Annotated in this window: 24 protein-coding genes; 11 read left to right on the top strand and 13 right to left on the bottom strand. The window is 46.8% G+C overall.

The genetic code is table 11. From position 1 onward, the window contains the following. Nucleotides 1-132 precede the first annotated feature (132 nt). The 3 genes from B4F99_RS05595 to B4F99_RS05590 all read right to left on the bottom strand — a co-directional run bounded on the left by B4F99_RS05595 (nt 133) and on the right by B4F99_RS05590 (nt 2,359). Nucleotides 133-1,926: an acyltransferase family protein gene (locus tag B4F99_RS05595; RefSeq protein WP_290755924.1), complete on the bottom strand. Its 1,794-nt coding sequence runs from the start codon at nt 1,924-1,926 to the stop codon at nt 133-135. A 136-nt stretch (nt 1,927-2,062) separates the two neighbouring features. Further along, nucleotides 2,063-2,224 carry an ATP-binding protein gene (locus tag B4F99_RS15500; protein ID WP_313533213.1) on the bottom strand — a complete coding sequence of 54 codons (162 nt, stop codon included), beginning with the start codon at nt 2,222-2,224 and terminating at the stop codon, nt 2,063-2,065. Next, on the bottom strand, nt 2,225-2,359 hold the full coding sequence (locus tag B4F99_RS05590; RefSeq protein ID WP_290755922.1) for a hypothetical protein: 135 nt from the start codon (nt 2,357-2,359) through the stop codon (nt 2,225-2,227). It abuts the gene before it with no gap. A 166-nt stretch (nt 2,360-2,525) separates the two neighbouring features. Here B4F99_RS05590 and B4F99_RS05585 point away from each other — a divergent pair, with 166 nt between their 5' ends. The 3 genes from B4F99_RS05585 to B4F99_RS05575 are packed head-to-tail and all read left to right on the top strand — an operon-like array spanning nt 2,526 to nt 4,954. Beyond that, nucleotides 2,526-3,569, top strand: coding sequence for a bifunctional transcriptional activator/DNA repair enzyme AdaA (locus B4F99_RS05585; protein ID WP_290755920.1), 1,044 nt, complete (start codon nt 2,526-2,528; stop codon nt 3,567-3,569). Next, the gene (locus B4F99_RS05580; protein ID WP_290755918.1) at nt 3,566-4,612 is read left to right on the top strand and encodes a DNA alkylation repair protein; all 1,047 of its coding nucleotides are present in this window, start codon (nt 3,566-3,568) and stop codon (nt 4,610-4,612) included. Before B4F99_RS05585 ends, B4F99_RS05580 begins: the two co-directional genes overlap by 4 nt. Next, nucleotides 4,613-4,954 (top strand): GNAT family N-acetyltransferase, encoded by a 342-nt coding sequence (locus tag B4F99_RS05575; protein WP_214856164.1) that lies wholly within the window; start codon nt 4,613-4,615, stop codon nt 4,952-4,954. 37 nt (nt 4,955-4,991) lie between these two features. On the opposite strand, the gene B4F99_RS05570 is transcribed toward B4F99_RS05575, so the two are convergent. Then, nucleotides 4,992-5,570, bottom strand: a complete 579-nt coding sequence (locus B4F99_RS05570) for an AAA family ATPase (protein ID WP_174315936.1) — start codon at nt 5,568-5,570, stop codon at nt 4,992-4,994. A 132-nt stretch (nt 5,571-5,702) separates the two neighbouring features. Between B4F99_RS05570 and B4F99_RS05565 the strand changes: the two genes are divergently transcribed. After that, the gene (locus B4F99_RS05565; protein ID WP_290755915.1) at nt 5,703-6,230 is read left to right on the top strand and encodes an NUMOD4 domain-containing protein; all 528 of its coding nucleotides are present in this window, start codon (nt 5,703-5,705) and stop codon (nt 6,228-6,230) included. A gap of 48 nt (nt 6,231-6,278) precedes the next feature. Here B4F99_RS05565 and B4F99_RS05560 read toward each other — a convergent pair whose 3' ends face one another. From B4F99_RS05560 to B4F99_RS05535, 6 genes are all read right to left on the bottom strand, one after another. Next, complete coding sequence (locus B4F99_RS05560) at nt 6,279-7,928, bottom strand: methyl-accepting chemotaxis protein (RefSeq protein ID WP_290755913.1); 1,650 nt, start codon at nt 7,926-7,928, stop codon at nt 6,279-6,281. An 87-nt stretch (nt 7,929-8,015) separates the two neighbouring features. Then, entirely contained in the window at nt 8,016-8,192 is a 177-nt protein-coding gene (locus B4F99_RS05555; RefSeq protein ID WP_023466867.1) for a hypothetical protein, read from the bottom strand. A 143-nt stretch (nt 8,193-8,335) separates the two neighbouring features. After that, complete coding sequence (locus tag B4F99_RS05550; protein ID WP_290755911.1) at nt 8,336-8,740, bottom strand: NUDIX hydrolase; 405 nt, start codon at nt 8,738-8,740, stop codon at nt 8,336-8,338. Further along, complete coding sequence (locus B4F99_RS05545; RefSeq protein WP_290755909.1) at nt 8,737-9,387, bottom strand: Type 1 glutamine amidotransferase-like domain-containing protein; 651 nt, start codon at nt 9,385-9,387, stop codon at nt 8,737-8,739. Before B4F99_RS05545 ends, B4F99_RS05550 begins: the two co-directional genes overlap by 4 nt. 48 nt (nt 9,388-9,435) lie before the next feature. Then, complete coding sequence (locus B4F99_RS05540) at nt 9,436-10,434, bottom strand: ABC transporter permease (protein ID WP_290755907.1); 999 nt, start codon at nt 10,432-10,434, stop codon at nt 9,436-9,438. Continuing rightward, nucleotides 10,427-11,107 (bottom strand): ABC transporter ATP-binding protein, encoded by a 681-nt coding sequence (locus tag B4F99_RS05535; RefSeq protein ID WP_290755905.1) that lies wholly within the window; start codon nt 11,105-11,107, stop codon nt 10,427-10,429. The genes B4F99_RS05540 and B4F99_RS05535 overlap by 8 nt, the downstream gene beginning before the upstream one ends. Before the next feature lie 149 nt (nt 11,108-11,256). Between B4F99_RS05535 and B4F99_RS05530 the strand changes: the two genes are divergently transcribed. Genes B4F99_RS05530 through B4F99_RS05515 form a run of 4 tightly spaced genes read left to right on the top strand, consistent with a single transcriptional unit; the run spans nt 11,257 to nt 12,307 of the window. Next, nucleotides 11,257-11,475: a hypothetical protein gene (locus B4F99_RS05530; RefSeq protein ID WP_290755903.1), complete on the top strand. Its 219-nt coding sequence runs from the start codon at nt 11,257-11,259 to the stop codon at nt 11,473-11,475. 48 nt (nt 11,476-11,523) lie between these two features. After that, the gene (locus B4F99_RS05525; protein WP_290755901.1) at nt 11,524-11,694 is read left to right on the top strand and encodes a hypothetical protein; all 171 of its coding nucleotides are present in this window, start codon (nt 11,524-11,526) and stop codon (nt 11,692-11,694) included. Beyond that, nucleotides 11,691-12,047: a hypothetical protein gene (locus tag B4F99_RS05520; protein WP_290755899.1), complete on the top strand. Its 357-nt coding sequence runs from the start codon at nt 11,691-11,693 to the stop codon at nt 12,045-12,047. Before B4F99_RS05525 ends, B4F99_RS05520 begins: the two co-directional genes overlap by 4 nt. After that, nucleotides 12,044-12,307: a hypothetical protein gene (locus B4F99_RS05515; protein WP_290755897.1), complete on the top strand. Its 264-nt coding sequence runs from the start codon at nt 12,044-12,046 to the stop codon at nt 12,305-12,307. The genes B4F99_RS05520 and B4F99_RS05515 overlap by 4 nt, the downstream gene beginning before the upstream one ends. Before the next feature lie 34 nt (nt 12,308-12,341). On the opposite strand, the gene B4F99_RS05510 is transcribed toward B4F99_RS05515, so the two are convergent. Beyond that, nucleotides 12,342-12,731 carry a RidA family protein gene (locus tag B4F99_RS05510; protein WP_069940214.1) on the bottom strand — a complete coding sequence of 130 codons (390 nt, stop codon included), beginning with the start codon at nt 12,729-12,731 and terminating at the stop codon, nt 12,342-12,344. 89 nt (nt 12,732-12,820) lie between these two features. Between B4F99_RS05510 and B4F99_RS05505 the strand changes: the two genes are divergently transcribed. The 3 genes from B4F99_RS05505 to B4F99_RS05495 all read left to right on the top strand — a co-directional run bounded on the left by B4F99_RS05505 (nt 12,821) and on the right by B4F99_RS05495 (nt 15,929). After that, nucleotides 12,821-13,144 (top strand): nucleoside triphosphate pyrophosphohydrolase, encoded by a 324-nt coding sequence (locus B4F99_RS05505; RefSeq protein WP_058704625.1) that lies wholly within the window; start codon nt 12,821-12,823, stop codon nt 13,142-13,144. After that, a complete protein-coding gene (locus B4F99_RS05500) occupies nt 13,141-15,465 on the top strand; it encodes a DEAD/DEAH box helicase family protein (protein WP_290755893.1) in 2,325 nt (774 codons plus the stop codon). Before B4F99_RS05505 ends, B4F99_RS05500 begins: the two co-directional genes overlap by 4 nt. Nucleotides 15,466-15,545: 80 nt before the next feature. Then, nucleotides 15,546-15,929 (top strand): hypothetical protein, encoded by a 384-nt coding sequence (locus B4F99_RS05495; RefSeq protein WP_214856140.1) that lies wholly within the window; start codon nt 15,546-15,548, stop codon nt 15,927-15,929. Between the two features lie 63 nt (nt 15,930-15,992). Here the strand turns inward: B4F99_RS05495 and B4F99_RS05490 are convergent, their stop codons facing one another. Both B4F99_RS05490 and B4F99_RS05485 read right to left on the bottom strand, forming a co-directional pair. Next, complete coding sequence (locus B4F99_RS05490; protein WP_214729892.1) at nt 15,993-16,292, bottom strand: nucleotide pyrophosphohydrolase; 300 nt, start codon at nt 16,290-16,292, stop codon at nt 15,993-15,995. Further along, a complete protein-coding gene (locus B4F99_RS05485) occupies nt 16,289-17,923 on the bottom strand; it encodes a DUF2075 domain-containing protein (RefSeq protein ID WP_214856138.1) in 1,635 nt (544 codons plus the stop codon). Before B4F99_RS05485 ends, B4F99_RS05490 begins: the two co-directional genes overlap by 4 nt. Nucleotides 17,924-18,030 lie beyond the last annotated feature (107 nt).

Below are 18,030 nucleotides of genomic sequence, written 5' to 3'. Positions count from 1 at the left end.
GTGGAGGTTGTCCTTATTTGTTTATTCAGAAGCGGTTGTCCGTCAAAGAACAAGGCCCTCGAAACTACTACACGTTTCGAGGGCCTTTCGTTTGTGAAACTGAGTTATGTTCCAGCCTCGTTTGTCGTGGTTTTATTTTGTCGAAACGGCGCAATTCGTGGCCTTCGCAAGAATCTTCGAATAGGCCCGGGCGCCCTTAATATTCAAATGAACACCATCTGCTTCAAAATAGGATGGGTGTTTGACAGCAATAGCATGCCAGTCGATCAGTTCGACCCGTTTCCGTTTTGATGCCTCTCGTAACATCTGATTGACTTCTGCTTCCCACGGGCGTGGCACCCGTGCTGTCACGAGATAGATGTGATCGGCATTTGCAAATTGGTCGAGTAAGCTATTCAACTGATCTTTGCGGAAGCTGCCGTTTGTCCCAAGATGAAGGATGACTTGGCGTCCATGTTGATTGTACGACGCATACTGCTCACTTAGCGGAATCGCTTCTCGTAGCTGTCGACCGAGTTTCGCATCAATCGTCAGTTGTTTGAGTGTACTGCCGAGATAATCTTCGACACCGAGCAGGACGGAGTCACCGATCGCAAGCGTCGGTCGACAAATTTTTCGTTGATCAGGTTTTGCTTTCGGTGTCGTCGGTTTGAGGACCGGTTTCGGTTTTTCTTTTGGCGCCGCTATCTTATGGAAGGCGGGTTCTGGCTTCGGTGTATCGGAAACAGCAAGAATCGATAAGTTACCAATGAAGCTGACGATAAGGATCGTCAACACGGCAACACTCGCCCACTGTACCGTTGAGAACTGACGTAACTGTTGCGGATGTAGCGATAGACGTTTTAAGTAACCGGACAGTCCATGCTGACGGATCGGACGTTCAATGAAGCGATACGATGCTTCGGTTAAGGCGACAAGCACAGCGACGATCAGCACGGTCCGAAGCAATGAAAACGTTCCAATCTGCTCGACTGGTGTCATTAGCGTGATGACGGGAAAATGCCAGAGATATAAACCGTACGATCGTTTGCCGATCGCAACAAGTGTTGGATGCGCAAACCACCGACTCCAGATCGACGCCGGATGGGCGATCGTAGCAATCAATAGTGCAGCAAGGACGGAGACAAGGAAAAAGCCACCCCGGTATAAGAAGCTTCCGAACTCACTCGTGACAACCATCAGTAAAAGTAAGAGTAGCAACGTGACAGCACCTGTTTGATTCAACAATCGAACACCACGTTTTGGGATATCAATCTTAAAGCGGGTCGGTTGCCACGCGAACGCGAGCAAGCTTCCGATCAATAAGGCGAATAATCGTGTATCGGTACCGTAGTAGACACGACTCGGATCCTCACCCGGTGTGAATTGAATCGCCATCGCGAGCACGGATGCGCCGATCGCGACACCAATCAATTGAAGGAACAGGCGACGATTTTTCATGCCGAACCAAAGTAGGATCGGGAATAGCAGGTAGAACTGTTCTTCGATCGCGAGCGACCAAAGGTTTTGGATCGGTGACGGTTTCCCGAACGACTCGAAATACGAGACGTCATGGAAGATATACCACCAGTTCGTTCCGTAAATAAGCGCAAAGGCACTATCTTGACGAACTGTATGCAATAGCTCGCGTTCAAAGACGGTTACATATCCGAGAACGAGTAACAGCATGACGAATAGAGCTGGGAACAAACGACGGAAACGATGAATCCAAAACCGTTTCAAATCGAGGCGCCCGGTCGTTTGCCACTCGCGTAACAAAAGACCGGTAATCAGGTAACCGGATAGGACGAAAAAGAGATCAACACCGAGGAAACCACCAGAGAAGAATGAAACAGATAAGTGGTAGAGAATGACAGACAGGACAGCGAAAGCACGTAAGCCGTCAAGCCCTGGCATATATGTAATCGAACGAGACGAAGATTTCATAAGACACGAACAACTCCTTTAAAACGACAACTAATTTCTAACAGTCTTTAGTGTATCGAATTCCAATTTCAAAGAAGTGTCTAAGAAGTAACAACCTAGCCCAAAAAAGCACCCGACGAGAGCATCGGATGCTGACTTACGAATGACGTGGAAAACGACACGTGACGGAAAAGCGGTTGTCTGCTGAAGTGAGCTGGACACTTCCGTGATGGCGCGCCATGATTTGTTGAACAATCGACAGACCGATACCGGAACCGCCGGAAGAACGCGATGCGTCAGACGTTCCGAACGGCGTCAATCACGCGTTTAGTTTCTCTAGCGTATAGATCGTTTCAATCGCATTCGAGCAAATCAGTTGGATGCCTTGTGCTCCTTCTTTGATTGAAATCCGAAGATCACCGATTCCGTGAAATGTTTCTTTTAAAAAAATCAAACATGAAAACCCTACTTTCCGTTGAGTATAGCATGTAGTATGCACGTCGTCCCTTTCGAAAACAGGTAGAGAATTCTTAAGTGAATCTTAAACAGATCGATGCCTGATTTTCGGCGACATCGTAACCGGACAAGCCGTTATACTAAAGACAAAGGAGGGGAAAGCGATGGAACATCATATGTATTATGAGGCACTTGTTCGACGTGACGCGACGTACGAAGGAACGTTTTTCGTCGGGGTCAAGACAACCGGTATTTTTTGCCGCCCGACGTGTCCAGCGCGAAAACCGAAAGCGGAGAACTGTGAGTTTTTCGAGACGGCGCAAGAGGCATTGCTTGCCTCTTATCGACCGTGCAGACGGTGTCATCCGCTCGCTTATCCAGGCGATCACGGTACGATTCAACGCTTGATCGAAGCAGTCGAGGCGGAACCAGATAAACGGTTCAAAGAAGCTGATTTCCGAGCACTTGGTTTGGACGAATCAACAGCACGGCGCCAGTTCAAGAAACGCTTCGGAATGACGTTCGTTGCCTATGCTCGGGCACGGCGGATGGGGTTAGCGATGAAAGAGATTCGGACTGGGAAGCCGGTCATCGAAGGGCAGTTAGTAGGAGGCTATGAATCAAGCAGCGGTTTTCGTGAAGCGTCAGCACGGATGCTCGGGGAAGCACCGTCACGTTTTGACGGACAGGTCTTGCGCGCAAAATGGCTTGATACACCACTCGGTTCGATGCTCGCGATTGCGGATGAACAACACTTACATCTTCTTGAATTCGTCGATCGAAGGGGACTTGAACGGGAAATTGAACAATTGCGTCAAAAAGCACATGCCGTCATCGTGCCTGGGGAGTCACCCATCTTTGGACAGATTGAAGGGGAGCTCCGTCGTTACTTCAAAGGAGAACCGGTCTTGTTTCAGACGCCACTGATGCGGTACGGAACGCCCTTTCAACGCCGCGTCTGGGAAGAACTTGAACGGATTCCGAGTGGCGAGACGATCTCGTATCAGGAACTAGCCATCCGAATTGGTCAACCAACCGCTGTTCGCGCTGTCGCACGAGCCAACGGAGCAAATCAACTGGCAATCATCATTCCATGTCATCGGGTCATTCGAACGAATGGGGATTTAGGTGGATACGCCGGGGGACTTGCACGCAAGGAAACATTGCTCAAACTGGAGCGTACAAAGAGAGGACTGGATGTAGGATGAGTTTGATTAAAGATGTGTTTTCACCGAGTTGGCTCGATGGCTTAGGAGAAGCGGTCGATGTATCAGATTTTCGCAGACGAGTCGAACGGGAGAACTGGGAAGAGCTTGCGTTTAAACAACGCGTCCGTCGTGTTGCGGAGACACTAGAATCCGTCCTGCCACCGTTTCCGGACTCGATTGGGGAGCTGGAACGACTCGCACCACAGTTTACTGGGTTACCAGGGATCGTTTTTCCCGAGTATGTCGAGCGGACAGCAACACTCACTGACTGGACACTTGCGTTAGCAACGCTCGCTAAATTGACACCGTATTCGACGTCTGAGTTCGCTGTCCGGCGTTTTCTACTCGCTGATCAAGAGCGTTATCTCGAGCAAGCACTCATGTGGGCAACATCAGACGATGAACATGTTCGGCGCTTAGCGTCGGAAGGGACACGACCGCGTCTGCCATGGGGACAAGCGATTCCGAGTCTGATTGCTGATCCGCGACCGTCATTACCAATTCTTGACGCGTTACTACAGGATCCGTCACTCTACGTCCGAAAAAGTGTCGCTAATCACTTGAACGATATTTCAAAGACGCATCCGGAATATCTGATTGAGCGGATCGAACGTCACTTAAGAACAGATCCGAATACGGACTGGATTTTACGTCATGCTTCCCGGACGTTACTCAAACGCGGAAATCCAGAAGTCTTACAGTTGTTCGGACACGTTACGCAAGGGGAGGTCGAGATTACAAATTTAGTCGTCTCGCCGGTTACGATTGGCAAAGAGCTCGACTTCTCGTTCACCGTGACGAGTTCTGTTCCACAACGTTTACGCTTGGAGTACGCGATCGATTACGTCAAACAACGCAGAACGAGTCGGAAGGTGTTTCAACTGCGGGAGCGAGAAGTTAAAGGTGTCTTACAAGTCGAACGACGCCAATCGTTTCGGAACATGACGACGCGTGTCCATTATCCTGGTACACACACATTGACGATTTTGATTAACGGAGAGGCTTACGCGACAGCAACGTTTGAGGTCGAGGAGGAGAGCTGAATGCAAGGACGGCATCCGGATTTTAAAACGTCACGATTATTTGTCGAAGCAACGGATGAAGAATCGGGTTGTAAGTGGACGCTGCATGCGTTACGTGAGAAAACGATCGTCGGAACGATTATTTTTACATGGGATGATTCAATCGGAAGCCTGCGATATACGTCAAATGATGAAGGCGATCAGCACGGGTACATCACGGAAGCCTTGACGTCGATTTTGTCATATCTCGCGCGGACATTATTATTGACGCGTGTTTATAGTGAAGCGGGCAGTGAGACGGTCTGGCGTCGCAACGGATTTCAGTTGCAGGCGAATCGATATGCACGTGAACTTCATCATTAAAGCCCCGTCCTGCTCAGCAGACGGGGCTTATTTGTGATTAGACCGTTGTTTTCGACCAGTTGAAATGGTCGCAAATCGCTTCAGCGCTTTCACGCGCACTTAACTGTTCCGTATCAAGAAAGAGATAATTGACGTCCGGCAATTCGCCTGGCAGCGAGCGTGTCCGGTATCCGTCTGCCGTCTCGCGTAAGTCTTGTTCAGAAGCAGCGAGGTCGCGCTTCGTCACTTTGTGCGTCAATCGGTTTTCGGTCGTGTTCCGGTGCAGACGGGTCGCGACCGGCGCATCCAGTTCAACGATATAGACGTCAGCACCTGCTTGTTCGAACAACTCAACCGTTTCTTCGATGAACTCGAGACCACCACCTTCGACGCCGAATAAACAGAGGAATGTAAACAGGACACCTTCAAGCGAACTGTTCGCCATTTCCTTGAACATCTCGCGCCGAATCGTATCTTTTAAGCGGTGATGGGCGGGTTCAGAGAAATCAAAATAAGGCAATAACAAGTCGATCGTCTGGTGGTTATGGAAGACTTTCATCTCCGTCAACCGTTCGATTTCCTGACCAATCGTCATCTTTCCGACCGCTTGGGGACCAAGTAACAAGACAAATTTCATGGACGAACCTCATTTCCTTTTTCTGCTAAGAATAGCACATTCCGATGAGTGACATCACTAGAACGCTTGTTCGTAATTTGATATAATTCAGGTATGAAGTCCCGTCGTGTCCTTGTCTGAAGGAGGACAACTATGCAAGAGCAATGGAAGGCCGTCATCGGCTATGTAGGTATATATGAAGTCTCATCGCTTGGTCGCGTCAGGTCGCTCGACCGGACGATCGTGACATGTCGCGGTGTCCAGCAACGACGAAAAGGTGTCTTGCTCCGTCCGCGAATCAATCGGGAAGGGTATCGCAAAGTGACGCTCTATCAACGTGGTCGAGGAGAACGCGTGCAGGTCGGTCTACTCGTTGCACAAGCTTTTCTGACGGCTGACGTCACGGAAGCGCGACTCGTCCGGCGCAACGGCAAACGGGCTGACGATCAGTTGTCGAACTTAGATGTCCTGCCTTCAATCGATCAGCAGTATACTGAATTGCTGGGCGAGTTTGATCTCTTGTTAGGTCAACATGTGACGCTGTCACCGTTTCAGATTCGAACGATTCGCACGCAGTATGAAAAAGGAAAGACGATTCGTCAACTGGCAAGGCAGTATCAGGTGACGGAGAACCGAATTCGCAACATCATCGATAAAAAGGAAGCACGTTATATCGGCTGAGACCAGAGGAAAGGAGCGCTTACCAGAGATGGTAGGCGCTCCTTTGATTTAAGACGATTGTTCGCCGGCACGAACGGTCTGTTGTAACGAACTGATCCGTGACTCAAGTACCGCACTATGTGTCTTCAATTCCGTCTGCTGAGTGACATGGTGTTGCATCTGTTCCCCGAGCACCTGGCTGTAGGAGGAAAGCTCCGACATCAACTGTTGAACAGACTGTAGATGTTCCTGCATGTTCGACTGAACATCTGCGACGATTTGGCGCTGCTGTTCAACGGTACCCAGTGTCGTCTCGATCGTCGTCGCTTCGGTCAGCATCTGTTTTAAATGCTCCGTTGCCGTCTCAAGCTGTTGTGACGTCGAGAGAAACCGTTCCGTCATTTGCGAGAGCGCTTGTTCGACTTGAGTGAGCCCTGTCGTCCACGTTTGATTGACCTGACGGATGTGGTCCGTACTCGTCCGGATATCGATCGCTAGTCTTTCGACTTCCTTGGCCACGACCGTGAAGCCACGACCGGCTTCGCCAGCACGAGTTGACTCGATCAGCGCATTTAGCGATAGGCGGCGCGTCTCTTCAGCGACACGCTGGATGTGGGAAATCGAGGTTTCCATCTGCTGCTGTAGATGTGAGGTCTGTTGCAAGATTTGCTCTGTCGTCGCGGATTGTTCCTTCAGCAAGTGGCTTTCTTGTTGTAATGTCCCAAGTGTCGTGTGATTCGTCTGAACAGTCTGTTGAAAACGAGTTACGGCACGTTGGCTGTTCAGAAGTGTCGTTTGCATTTCGCTTAACGCATCGTGTCCTTGGGCAGTCAAACGTGTGGAGGCGATGATCGTCTGATTCATCTGCGTCGATTGCGCAAGTAAGGAACCGGCGACTTCATCGACGGCATGCACCGACTGATCCATCGCGGATAAGTGCGATGAAAAGTGGGGTTGGACGGATTCAAGTTCCTGACTGGCTTGTTGCATTTCGGTCGTCAAATCCCCAATCTGTTGCATCAATTGATTGTATTGAAACGTGAGCTGTTGTAACTCAAGGGTCGTCGTCTTAAGCGTTAACGGACGATACGATCGCTTCGCATGGGCTTCTTCAATCTGTAGAGCGAGTTTCGATAACGGTGCTAGTTGTCGTTGAATTCGCCAGCGGATCAAGAGGCTGATGCTGACAAGTGTGATCACGCTCACCCAGATGAGTGTCCAAGCTAAATCTCGAGCAGGAGCGATTAATTTATCGCGATCGGTCGTCAGCAAGATGACGTCATCGAGTTCCGGAATCGTCATCGCGACAAGAAACTGGTCTTGATTTGAAAAGGCATATGTACGAGCTGTTTTTAAATGCTGTAGTAGTTGTTTCCGTTTTGCTGGGTCGAGTGTCAACGGTCGGAACGCCTCACTCGTGTTCAGGCTTTGAAAGCGAGTTATGTAGTCATCACGTGATAAGTCGGTTCGCTGTTGCTGTTGTAATCGTTTAATGGCACGCGTACGGTCTGTTGCGTCATTCGGATATGCGAGAAACGTTGCCCGGACGTTCGCATCAAACATCGTTAATTCGCGCATCAGCCGTTCCTCAGTCGCTGCGACGGATTGTTGGTACGACGCGTAAACGCTTAGACCACTGATCACGATCAGTCCGATGGCGACGATCGGAATCAACCATCCATTTAATTGTTGTGCCAGTAATCGTTTTTTCTTTGGCATAAAATATCTCCTCCCGTATTCCTATCGGGAGGAGATAGCTCAACATGTATGAAGGCGTTGTACGACTTGTGTAAAGGTCTTGTGAATCTAGTTCACGTAAATCGGAAGGACAGTCGCAAGATGTGTCATAAGTGCTTGTGTCTCTTCTTTTGGTTCAGACGTCACATAAATGATCAACGCAGCAGCAACGATGACAAATATGGCAATGACAAGAATGATGAAGAACGGCATCTTACTTTTTCGTTTTTCGGCTTGACGGTCCATGAAAGATTCCCCCTTAATAATGTATACGATAGATATATTTAAGGGATTCCCTGTTCATTACTTTAAAAACACGACAACTGTTCGATAATGAAAAAAATACTGCCTTGTCTGACGAGAGCGTTAGACAAGGCAGTATATTACGTTCAACTAAGGAGAGACCAGACATCATATCGCTCAAAATCAGCCAAAATATTTGGCGCAATCAACTGACGGATCATTTCTTCGTCCGCCCAGAGATAAGCGTCGTGTTCTGCGGATAACTGAACACTCGTCTGGTTCGTCGCGCAGACGTACATCAACAAAATGATTTGTCGATCTTTATGCGTTAGGAAGCTCGAGGCATAGAGTAGACGTTCCGGCGTAACGGTCAACTGTGTCTCTTCTTTTATCTCGCGAACAAGGCTGTCGAGCGGCAGTTCACCGAAGTCGATCTTGCCACCCGGACATTCCCACGTGCCGCCACCGAAGTCGGCAGCAGCCCGGCGGACGATCAGAAGACGTTGCTCGTGAATGATGATGCCTTTGACGGCAGGAACGATTGCTGTCATTTGACGGGATTCCGCGATAATGCGACGGGATCGGTTCCTTCCGTTTCGATCAGCTGCTGATCGCGTAGATAGATCCCGCTCTCGTCAGCCAGCCCGAAGGCACGGCTCGTGCCTTCTTCCGTAAAGGATTTCACCAGGTGGGAAGCTTCGCCCCACGTCTCGTAATGGACACAGACGACCGCGTCTTTCAGCAGGGCAAGACCAGGCAAGCGAAGACGTCGATTGTCGCGTTGGTCGATCTCCGGAATCACACAACGTTCGGGTGAAACGAGGGCACCGGCAGAAAAGCCAGCGACCGGAACACCGTTTACGAAACGCGACTGGATGATGTCACCAATCGGTGTCGCGACCAAGTATTGCTGATACAATTCGGTCTCGCCACCGGAGATGATGATCCCTTGACATTGCTGTAGTTGCGCGAGCTGTTCATCCGTTGGCGCGTCAGACAGTGGTAGATGGACGAAGGACGAAATACCCTCTTCCTGCAACGCTTCCGTATAAATCGAGGCGTAGGTCACCCATTCCTTACCAGTACGTGGGACATACAGAATCGCGACCGGACCACCATTCGTTAATGCAGCAAACCGTTTTCGCAAATTCGGTGTAAATGGAGGACCGCCTCCAAATAAGAATAAATGAGTACGCATGAAGTCATCCCTCCAACTATGTATTAGAAAAAGTATAGCAGAAATCAATCAATTGGAAATATGCTGGTAGAATGATTGTTTGCGGAACCACGTGTGATGTTGTTTCCGTTCTTGAAAGAGAACGAATAGGACGAAGGTGATGACGAGACCGCGTCCAATCCATGGTAAGACGAGAAGACCGTAGTTCATCGCAGCGAACAGTTGGAGCAAGAAGCGACGCTTACTCGGATCCCGCAGATACGTGATCAGTGGAAGTTGCTGGTGCGTCTGCTTGAATAATCGCAGATGAAGGAACGGACGCTTTCGGTGAGACGGCTTCGGTAAGGCACCGTTCAATTCAAGGACGGTCGCCGATAAACTCGACTGTCGTTTCGTCGACAACAGGATATCCTCCGTTAATCCGTCCTCACGCCGTGACCAGTGCCGGACATGAAAAGATCCGAACAGTAACACACACAGTGCGACAACGAAGAGGACAGGGTGCGGTTGAAGCCAAAGCAGGAGTAACAGAGTGATGCGTCCGGTTGCCAGGACGAGATGACCGCTCCATTTCCGCAAGAACCGTTGCCCAGATAGCCGGTATGTCCAGAAGCTAAAGAACGGTTGGAGTAAAGAAAGCGCGAGACTAGTCAGCAGTACGGTGATACTAGATTGGTCAAACCGGATGTGATGTAGCGGGAAACAAAGTAGATGTAAGCCGGCCGTTAATAAGAAAATCCGCACGAAGTGATACCGAACAGAATACCGCTTCATTCGGACGATCGCTCCAGAAACCGGTTTGAAGAAGAGACGATCCGCCGGTTCGAACCAAGCGTAAAAGGCAGGCAGAAACCCGTACAGCATCCAACCAAGTAAGATCCAAGCGACCGGAACCGTTTGAACCCAGTCCGCTTGACCACTTAAGATTTGAACCGTCTCATAGATGATGAACAGCCCGACCGGAACGACGAGATACAGCAAGATCGTCCAGTCGAAGATTTCTCGAAAGAAGCGACGCTGTTCCGCGTGCCGTCGACGGATCCGTTGCTTCAAAAAGGTTTCAATCATGCTCGAGCACCATCGCTTCCATGATGTCGAACAAGCGGGCACCTGGCTGACCGGAAGCTTCACCGATTTGAGCGAGTGTTCCTTGATGTTTGATGCGTCCCTGATCAATCCAGACGAAGTCGTCACACAGACGTTCCGCGGAATCAAGGACATGAGTGACGAGCAGAATCGCCACGCCACGCGTTCGTTCTGCTTCAAGTACATGCAACAACCGAATCGTCGCGATCGCATCGAGACCGACGAACGGTTCATCGATGATCAGGCAGTCTGCGCGTTGCATCAAGGCACAGACGAGCATCACCTTCTGTTTCATTCCTTTAGAAAAAGAGGATACATAGTCACCTGTGACAGCATGCAGTTCGAACGTCTTTAAGAGTCGTTCGGTATAGGTATGATCCGTCTCGTGGAGCGAGGCGACCAGCTCAAGATGCTCGGCGAGCGTCAAATATTCGTAATAGGTCGGCTGTTCCGGAATATAGGCGAGGGAGACCGGTAAATCAATCTCTCCTTCGACCCAAGGCAACGTACCGAACATCGCTTGAATCGTCGTACTTTTTCCCGCACCGTTCGTACCGATCAAACCGGTGATGGATCCAGGGTGTAAAGAAAACGAAATCTCTTGTAAGACGGGTTGACCGACGTCATAACCGGCTTGTTGAATGGATACATGCATGTGAAACATCTCCTTTCACTACATCTACTGATAGAAGAAGAAAAATGTTTCACAGCAACAGAAATCAGCAGAACCATAGTAAAAAATGTAACAGGTTAAAAATAACAAATGGGCTATAATGGAAATATCAATTTTAGAGGATGATCACGGTGCAAACAGTCGAACGAATTTATTTCCGTGAGTCTGGTATGGGAAGAGGACAGACGTTTTGGTGGGACCGTGCAAGTCGGACGGTTCGTGCGGAAGATGAGGAAGAAATATTAGCACCATGCTTTCCATGTGGATTAATATTCCCTGACGAAATGGATCCATTGCTTATAAAACTGACAGAAGAGGATATCTATCTGATCGATATGTGGTCGGATTGATTCGATGCCGAGAAATGGCGGGAATACTCGGATCCTGAAAGTCTTACGATGATGGACGGAACGGATTGGGAAATGCATGTGACGACAGAACACGGTACAGAAAAAGTGTCACGTTCAAATGTGTTTCCACCAGGGTGGGAGATGATTCGGGAACTCTTATACGATTACTACGGTGCGGGGAGTAACCGAGAAGATGAAGAAGGAGAGGGTGAACGATGAAACGAGCACTATTATATCTGATTCCGTTTGCTTGGCTTGGACCTTACCTCGACTGGAAAGAGGGTTCGATACTAGGGTATGCCTTGTTTTTATTTGGACTTGGTGGTTTATCGTATTCACTTGCACGGAGTGGAAAACCGAAATACATCGTCATTGGCAACATGGCTTCGTTTGTAATTTCGTACGCGATCGCACTCAGTGTAGGGGAAGGATACGGCGAAGGATACTTCAATCCATTGACAGCCAGTCAACTGGTTGTTGGAGTGAGTGTCTTGAATCTGGTCGTACAAATACCGATCGTGATGCATGCGATTCAAAACAAAGTAATGAAAAAGGGAGTTAGAAGGACATGACGGATGAGAGCCAAGAGTTACTTGATGCAATTCAACAAATCCTAGAACGACAATCTCCACTCGACTTAGTCGACATTTATCAGCGCGTAAGACAAGCAGAACATTTGGATCTATCACGCTTTACATCAGAAGCCGGATTCGAAGCACGTATTCGAAAGTTGATCTATCTGCATGCGAGTGAGTGTGAATTGTATCAGGGAGAGCAGGACCTTTTTTACAGTGAGACCGGAAAAGGAACGGGACGCTGGGGATTACGATGAAAAAACGCTACGCAACGAGTGCGTAGCGATCAGATCAAACGAGACCTAAGATCTCGACTTCGACCAATGCACCTTTTGGTAGTTCTTTCACGGCGATACAAGAACGTGCTGGGAAGTGATCGTGCGGTGCAAAATAATCTGAGTAGATCGTATTAAAAGAAGCGAAGTGTTCCATGCTTGTTAAGTAGCATGTCGTCTTGACGACGCGGTCAGGTGTCAGTCCCGCCTCTTTTAGGATGGCATCGACGTTTCGCATGACTTGTTCCGTCTGCTCGGTGATTCCGCCTGGTACGAGTTCACCTGTTGCCGGATCAATCGGGATTTGACCGGAAGCATAGAGTGTCCCGTTCGCGATAAAGCCTTGTGAGTAAGGACCGATCGCAGCAGGGGCGTTCGTTGTGTCGATTTGTTTGAATGTAGACATGAAAAGAACCTCCTCTTATAAAATACATATGTACGACACCGAGTGATTCGACTCGGAGATCCCTCAACCCTTCAAAGGAGTGAATTGATATGCCACTTTATCATAAATTAGTTCGAGACGCGATTCCAAACATCATCGACCAAAACGGGAAAAAAGCGACGTTCCGAACGTTGGATGAGAATGAATTCTTAGTGGAAGCGAAAAAGAAATTACATGAAGAACTCGCTGAATACGAGGAAGCAACGACGGACGCAGACGCTGTCGAGGAGTTAGCTGATTTACTGGAGCTGATCCAAGCGTTAGCGAAGACACATGGCGTGACAGTTGAGGAACTGGAAGCCGTCCGAGCGAAGAAACAGCAACAGCGCGGTGGATTCGAAGAACGCCTCTACCTGATTGAGGTCGAAGATTGATCCCGGAAGCGAAGCTGACGACGCATCACTTATATGACTCACTCATCGAGGCCATTGATCAGGCGGAGGAAGTCTACATCGTCGCAGCGTTTGCTCAGAAGTCAGGCGTCGCCTTACTCGTCTCAGCGTTTCGTCGTGCGTTGCAACGAGGAGCCGAGATTCGGCTGTTGATTGGCGACTATTTACATATCACCGATCCAGACGCATTGGCGCAGTTGCTTTCGCTGGATGGGTTGTCAGTTCGCTTTTATCGGTCAGGTGGACGCTCGTTCCATCCGAAAGCGTATCTGTTTCGAAACGCAGAGACTGGCTTATCAATCGTCGGTTCGTCGAACATCTCGAACAGTGCGCTTCGGTCCGGTATCGAATGGAACGTCCATCTACCGCAAGCTGTCGCACCACAGATCCTTGATGACGCGATTGATGCCTTCATGGATCTTTATCTCAGTGAATCGGCAGAAGAACTGAACCCAGTTGTTCTAGAGGCCTATCGTCAAGAGTACGCGTCGCGTCAATATGTCGCGGAACCAGAAGTCGAGTATGACGAAGGAACCGTCGTCGTTGCACCAGAAATCCTACCACACCGGGTGCAGGAAGAAGCGCTCCAAGCATTACGGGAAACGATGGAAGAAGGGCGGACACGGGCGTTGGCGGTGCTCGCGACTGGATTAGGGAAGACTTACCTCAGTGCGTTCTTTGCGGGAGATTTTACACGAGTCTTGTTCCTGGCACATCAAAAAGAACTATTACTGCAAGCGGAGCGTTCGTTTCAAAAAGTCAATCCGGCGTGGCAGACCGGCTTTTATATCGGCAGTGACCGGACCGTCACGGAGACGACGGAGATCGTCTTCGCTTCCGTCCAGACGTTGGCGCAAAAGCGTCACTTGGACCGTTTTGCAACGGACCAGTTTGATCTCATCATTGTCGACGAGTTCCACCATGCGGCAGCGACAAGTTATCGGAAGATCATCAATCATTTCACGCCCCGTTTCTTACTCGGTCTAACGGCAACACCAGACCGGATGGATGGAGCCGATGTCTATGCGATCTGTCACCATAACGTTGCGTTCCAGATGCATTTCACAGCAGCGATTGCTGAAGGCTTTTTGACGGCGTTTCATTATTACGGTATTCATGACACGATCGACTATTCTCAGATTCGACGAATCGGTCGGACGTATGATGCGTCGCAGCTCGAGCATCGACAACTTGATCGAGAGGTCGCAGATAATATCTATCATTCATGGGAGACACATCGTCAAACGAAGACAATCGGTTTTTGTTCGTCGATCAAGCAGGCGGAATATCTGGCACAGGTATTTCGGGATAAAGGAACGACGGCATTTGCACTGACAGGGCAGACGACGAATCGTGCAAAGTACATGCAAGCATTCGAGCAAGGCGAGATTGAAGTCCTTTTTACTGTTGATCTGTTTAACGAAGGTGTCGATATTCCGAAAGTCGATACACTGCTGTTCTGTCGTCCAACCGAATCCATCGCCATCTATACGCAACAAATCGGACGCGGACTACGCTTAGCGCAAGACAAATCGTACTGCGTCATTATCGATTTGATCGGGAACTATCGTAACGTCGAGACGAAACTGAAACTACTTGGAACAATGAAAGAGTCGTTCAAGCGAGGAGAGACAGAACCGATTACGCCACCGCCCGGTTGTGTGATTGAGTTCGATACGCGGGCACTGGAATTGATTCATCGACTACGGCAACCAAGTCAGCGGAAGTTACGACTGATTGAACAATATGAGCAAATCAAATATGAACTCGGTCGTCGACCATCGTATGTTGAAATCGGAGAATATGCAGCAGTTCCACAAGGTTATAAACAAGAGTGGGGCTCTTATGTTGGTTTCTTGAAAGAGTATCAGGAGTTATCAGACGAAGAGATTGAGGCGTACGATGCAAATCGAGAATTGATTGAGCAGGTCGAAAAAACGATCATGAATCGGAGTTATAAGATGGTCGTCTTGCTAGCGATGCTTGAGCGGGGAGAAGAGCGCTGGATGGAGCCGATTACGGCCGAAGAAGTCGCACCGTTCTTTTATGATTATTTGCATGCGGAGAAGTATCGGGAATTGAAGGATGCCCAAACGGCTGAGTTAAAAGGAACGTTTGATGCTACTAAAGTTGAGAGAGTATTAAAAAAAATGCCGTTTCCGAAAATGGGCAGGCCATTCGTATTCGAAAACAACAAATTAACTATTTCGACAGTTGATTATGCGTCGAATGATTTTTATAAAATGATATTAGAAATTGTTCGATATAGAATGAATATATATTTTGCTAAAAAAGGAAACTGAATGTTCATTCTATCCAAATAATGATAAAGTTAAATATAACTTATTAAAATAAATGTATAAACTAATTGGGGTGAGATTGATTGAAAGAAGTAGAAGTTTGGGGAGAGTTACAGACGCTTCTTCATGTAGACGAAATAATTTTTCATTTCGATGAGATTAATCAAATGATTGAAGATAGTCCGACGGAGGCATTAGCGTATCTTGATGGATTATTCATAGCATTATCTGAAAAGCGTTCGACACAACTAGCTGAGCAAATAGGCCAAGATAAAACGAAATCACACTTGTTTCAAAAAAACTTATTACATTTGGCATGGAAACATATGCGAGTTGGACTTAATGTATCGATGCTTGAAGAGATTCAAAATATGATTAAAAGATTATTTGACAGTAGAAAAGCTCGCCTCAACTCTAGTGGGATAGATTTAACTATTGATGAATTATATGATTACTATAAGCAGTGATGTAAATCACTAAGAAGGACAATTCCTGAAGTTTCTATACAGAAATTGTCCTTCTAATTTAAATTAAATTTTGTATTTTCTCCCATTCTTCCGGATTTTATCTATTACAATTTTTTCTACATCGATATTCAATTCACTACATAAAGTCAACGCGTAAATCAGAACATCAGCAATCTCTTCTTTAATATTCTCTTTGTTCTCTTTCCAAGCTTCTTCACTTGTCTTCCACTGAAAAGCCTCCAATAACTCAGACGCTTCGATAGATAAAGAAATCGCTAAATCTTTAGCGTTATGATATTGTCTCCAGTTCCGTTCATCCCGAAACTCATCGACTTTTTTTATTAAAGATTCAATTTCATTCATGAGTCATTCTCCTTTAGCTGTAATAGACGTTTTCGCAATTGCAGATTCGTAGCATAAAGATAAAGTCCTTTTACGCCTCGCTTCATCAAAACGTTTAATGAATTTAAAATAATATCTTCTTTGGCTTGTTCATTTTCTGTTTTACTTAAGTCCTGGCGCGAAACAAAGGCGCCTTTATCCTTATACTGTGTAGGATCAATGATTAGCTGCTGAGTCTCTTCGTCATATTGAATGGAAGGACCAAGCACAACACCTACGTAATTTAAATCAAATCCTTGAATTGTATAAATTGATCCAACTTCGTTTATTGTTTCGGGTTGTTCTGCCCACGTTATATTTGAGTAACTACGATTCCAGGGAAGGTTGATGCCATCCTCGTCTACGTAATAGTCAGCACCATCTTTTTTATGAAGATAATCAAAGGTTGATACCATTCTTGAAAGCCCATATTTTTGATCTTTTTGAAAAATTGCTTGTTTGAATGCTTCGGGGTCTTCGAAGATTTGAAAGTCATAGTTAGAGTCTGATGGTAACGGTAAGATTTCTCGTTCTACAAAACGATTGATCCAATGTAATGTTTCTTGACTAGCTCGCATCCGAAATTGATTGGATAATCGTAACGTTTTCGTTGCGAAGGGACCGACGATTTCCTGAAGAGTAGTACGTCCCCAGTGGCTCTTGATTTTTAACACTTGTTTAGGATCAAAAATTAGAATAGTGACTTTACTACGTGTGATGATTTCGTTCAGCTGATTTTTTTGATGGAAGTTATTATACGTGTCTTCTTTTGTTAAGAGTAGGTGTGCTTCATCAATTAGTACAATGTCTACCATCATGTTTTGATTACTTAATGTGTTTATGAATGGTGTAGGTTTTTGGAATTGTTTTTTCTTCAGGTTCGGTAAGCTTCTTGCAATCGATTTATACGTTTTTAGCATTTCACTATGATTAACAAGTAAGTAATTGTCTGTTTGATAAAGAGCAGAACTTGTATCTTTCGACAGGTCCTGGATTGTATTGAATAAAGAACTAAGCAAAACACTTTTACCTGTCCCGGCATCTCCTTCGACAATAAATACATGATGTCCTGGTTGTGTAATATTTATTTTGCAGTATTCTAGTATTTCTTGTTTTACTTCGAGTTGTTGCTCAGACAATTCACGATATGGAGAGAGTTTATAAACATCTTTATTGCGTAAGTATTCAAGTGTTCCTTTAGCAATGCTTTCTTCACGCAATCGTTGCCAAATATTTTCGAAGACCGTTTCATTAAAAAAGGACTTTTGATAATAATTATGAGTATAACGAGAGGCTGTTTGACTGACGTTCTGCAACTTATAATGACCGTCAGCAATCAGAAAGTTGATCAAATTAGACTCTATGTTATAAGTGGCCGATTGGTTAAACTGCTCGTGTCCAATTAAAATTGTTTGATCAAGTTGTTTACGTCGAGAATCTTTTAAATGGGATTTTAATCTTTGATTTTTTTGAACCGTTTGCCCTACGTATGCTTGTTCTTTAGTTGAACTGTACAATAGGTAAACGATTGGATAATCGTCTATAAAATCCGACTGCGTATTGATTACGTCACTATAAGTAAATTTACGTTTCTCGAAATAAAGATTTTTCACTGTATGAAATCCTCTCAAGGTAATGATAAATGATTCGGCTAACCTGTAATATAATGTAATTTACATAATTAAATAATACTATAAATTGTAATGTATATAGCATATGA

Origin of the sequence: Exiguobacterium sp. UBA3491 (genome assembly GCF_002377745.1) — a bacterium.
Classification (GTDB): domain Bacteria; phylum Bacillota; class Bacilli; order Exiguobacteriales; family Exiguobacteriaceae; genus Exiguobacterium_A.
This window is presented reverse-complemented; position numbering and strand designations above follow the sequence as displayed.

Excerpts from the sequence above, each read along its gene's own strand:
- B4F99_RS05555 (WP_023466867.1), bottom strand. The coding sequence starts at position 8,192 with ATGGACCGTCAAGCCGAAAAACGAAAAAGTAAGATGCCGTTCTTCATC.
- B4F99_RS05535 (WP_290755905.1), bottom strand. The coding sequence starts at position 11,107 with ATGCATGTATCCATTCAACAAGCCGGTTATGACGTCGGTCAACCCGTC.
- B4F99_RS05565 (WP_290755915.1), top strand. The coding sequence starts at position 5,703 with ATGCAAGAGCAATGGAAGGCCGTCATCGGCTATGTAGGTATATATGAA.
- B4F99_RS05490 (WP_214729892.1), bottom strand. The coding sequence starts at position 16,292 with ATGAATGAAATTGAATCTTTAATAAAAAAAGTCGATGAGTTTCGGGAT.
- B4F99_RS05550 (WP_290755911.1), bottom strand. The coding sequence starts at position 8,740 with ATGACAGCAATCGTTCCTGCCGTCAAAGGCATCATCATTCACGAGCAA.
- B4F99_RS05510 (WP_069940214.1), bottom strand. The coding sequence starts at position 12,731 with ATGTCTACATTCAAACAAATCGACACAACGAACGCCCCTGCTGCGATC.
- B4F99_RS05570 (WP_174315936.1), bottom strand. The coding sequence starts at position 5,570 with ATGAAATTTGTCTTGTTACTTGGTCCCCAAGCGGTCGGAAAGATGACG.
- B4F99_RS05595 (WP_290755924.1), bottom strand. The coding sequence starts at position 1,926 with ATGAAATCTTCGTCTCGTTCGATTACATATATGCCAGGGCTTGACGGC.
- B4F99_RS05515 (WP_290755897.1), top strand. The coding sequence starts at position 12,044 with ATGACGGATGAGAGCCAAGAGTTACTTGATGCAATTCAACAAATCCTA.
- B4F99_RS05560 (WP_290755913.1), bottom strand. The coding sequence starts at position 7,928 with ATGCCAAAGAAAAAACGATTACTGGCACAACAATTAAATGGATGGTTG.
- B4F99_RS05520 (WP_290755899.1), top strand. The coding sequence starts at position 11,691 with ATGAAACGAGCACTATTATATCTGATTCCGTTTGCTTGGCTTGGACCT.
- B4F99_RS05540 (WP_290755907.1), bottom strand. The coding sequence starts at position 10,434 with ATGATTGAAACCTTTTTGAAGCAACGGATCCGTCGACGGCACGCGGAA.
- B4F99_RS05580 (WP_290755918.1), top strand. The coding sequence starts at position 3,566 with ATGAGTTTGATTAAAGATGTGTTTTCACCGAGTTGGCTCGATGGCTTA.
- B4F99_RS05575 (WP_214856164.1), top strand. The coding sequence starts at position 4,613 with ATGCAAGGACGGCATCCGGATTTTAAAACGTCACGATTATTTGTCGAA.
- B4F99_RS05585 (WP_290755920.1), top strand. The coding sequence starts at position 2,526 with ATGGAACATCATATGTATTATGAGGCACTTGTTCGACGTGACGCGACG.
- B4F99_RS05505 (WP_058704625.1), top strand. The coding sequence starts at position 12,821 with ATGCCACTTTATCATAAATTAGTTCGAGACGCGATTCCAAACATCATC.
- B4F99_RS05545 (WP_290755909.1), bottom strand. The coding sequence starts at position 9,387 with ATGCGTACTCATTTATTCTTATTTGGAGGCGGTCCTCCATTTACACCG.
- B4F99_RS05525 (WP_290755901.1), top strand. The coding sequence starts at position 11,524 with ATGATGGACGGAACGGATTGGGAAATGCATGTGACGACAGAACACGGT.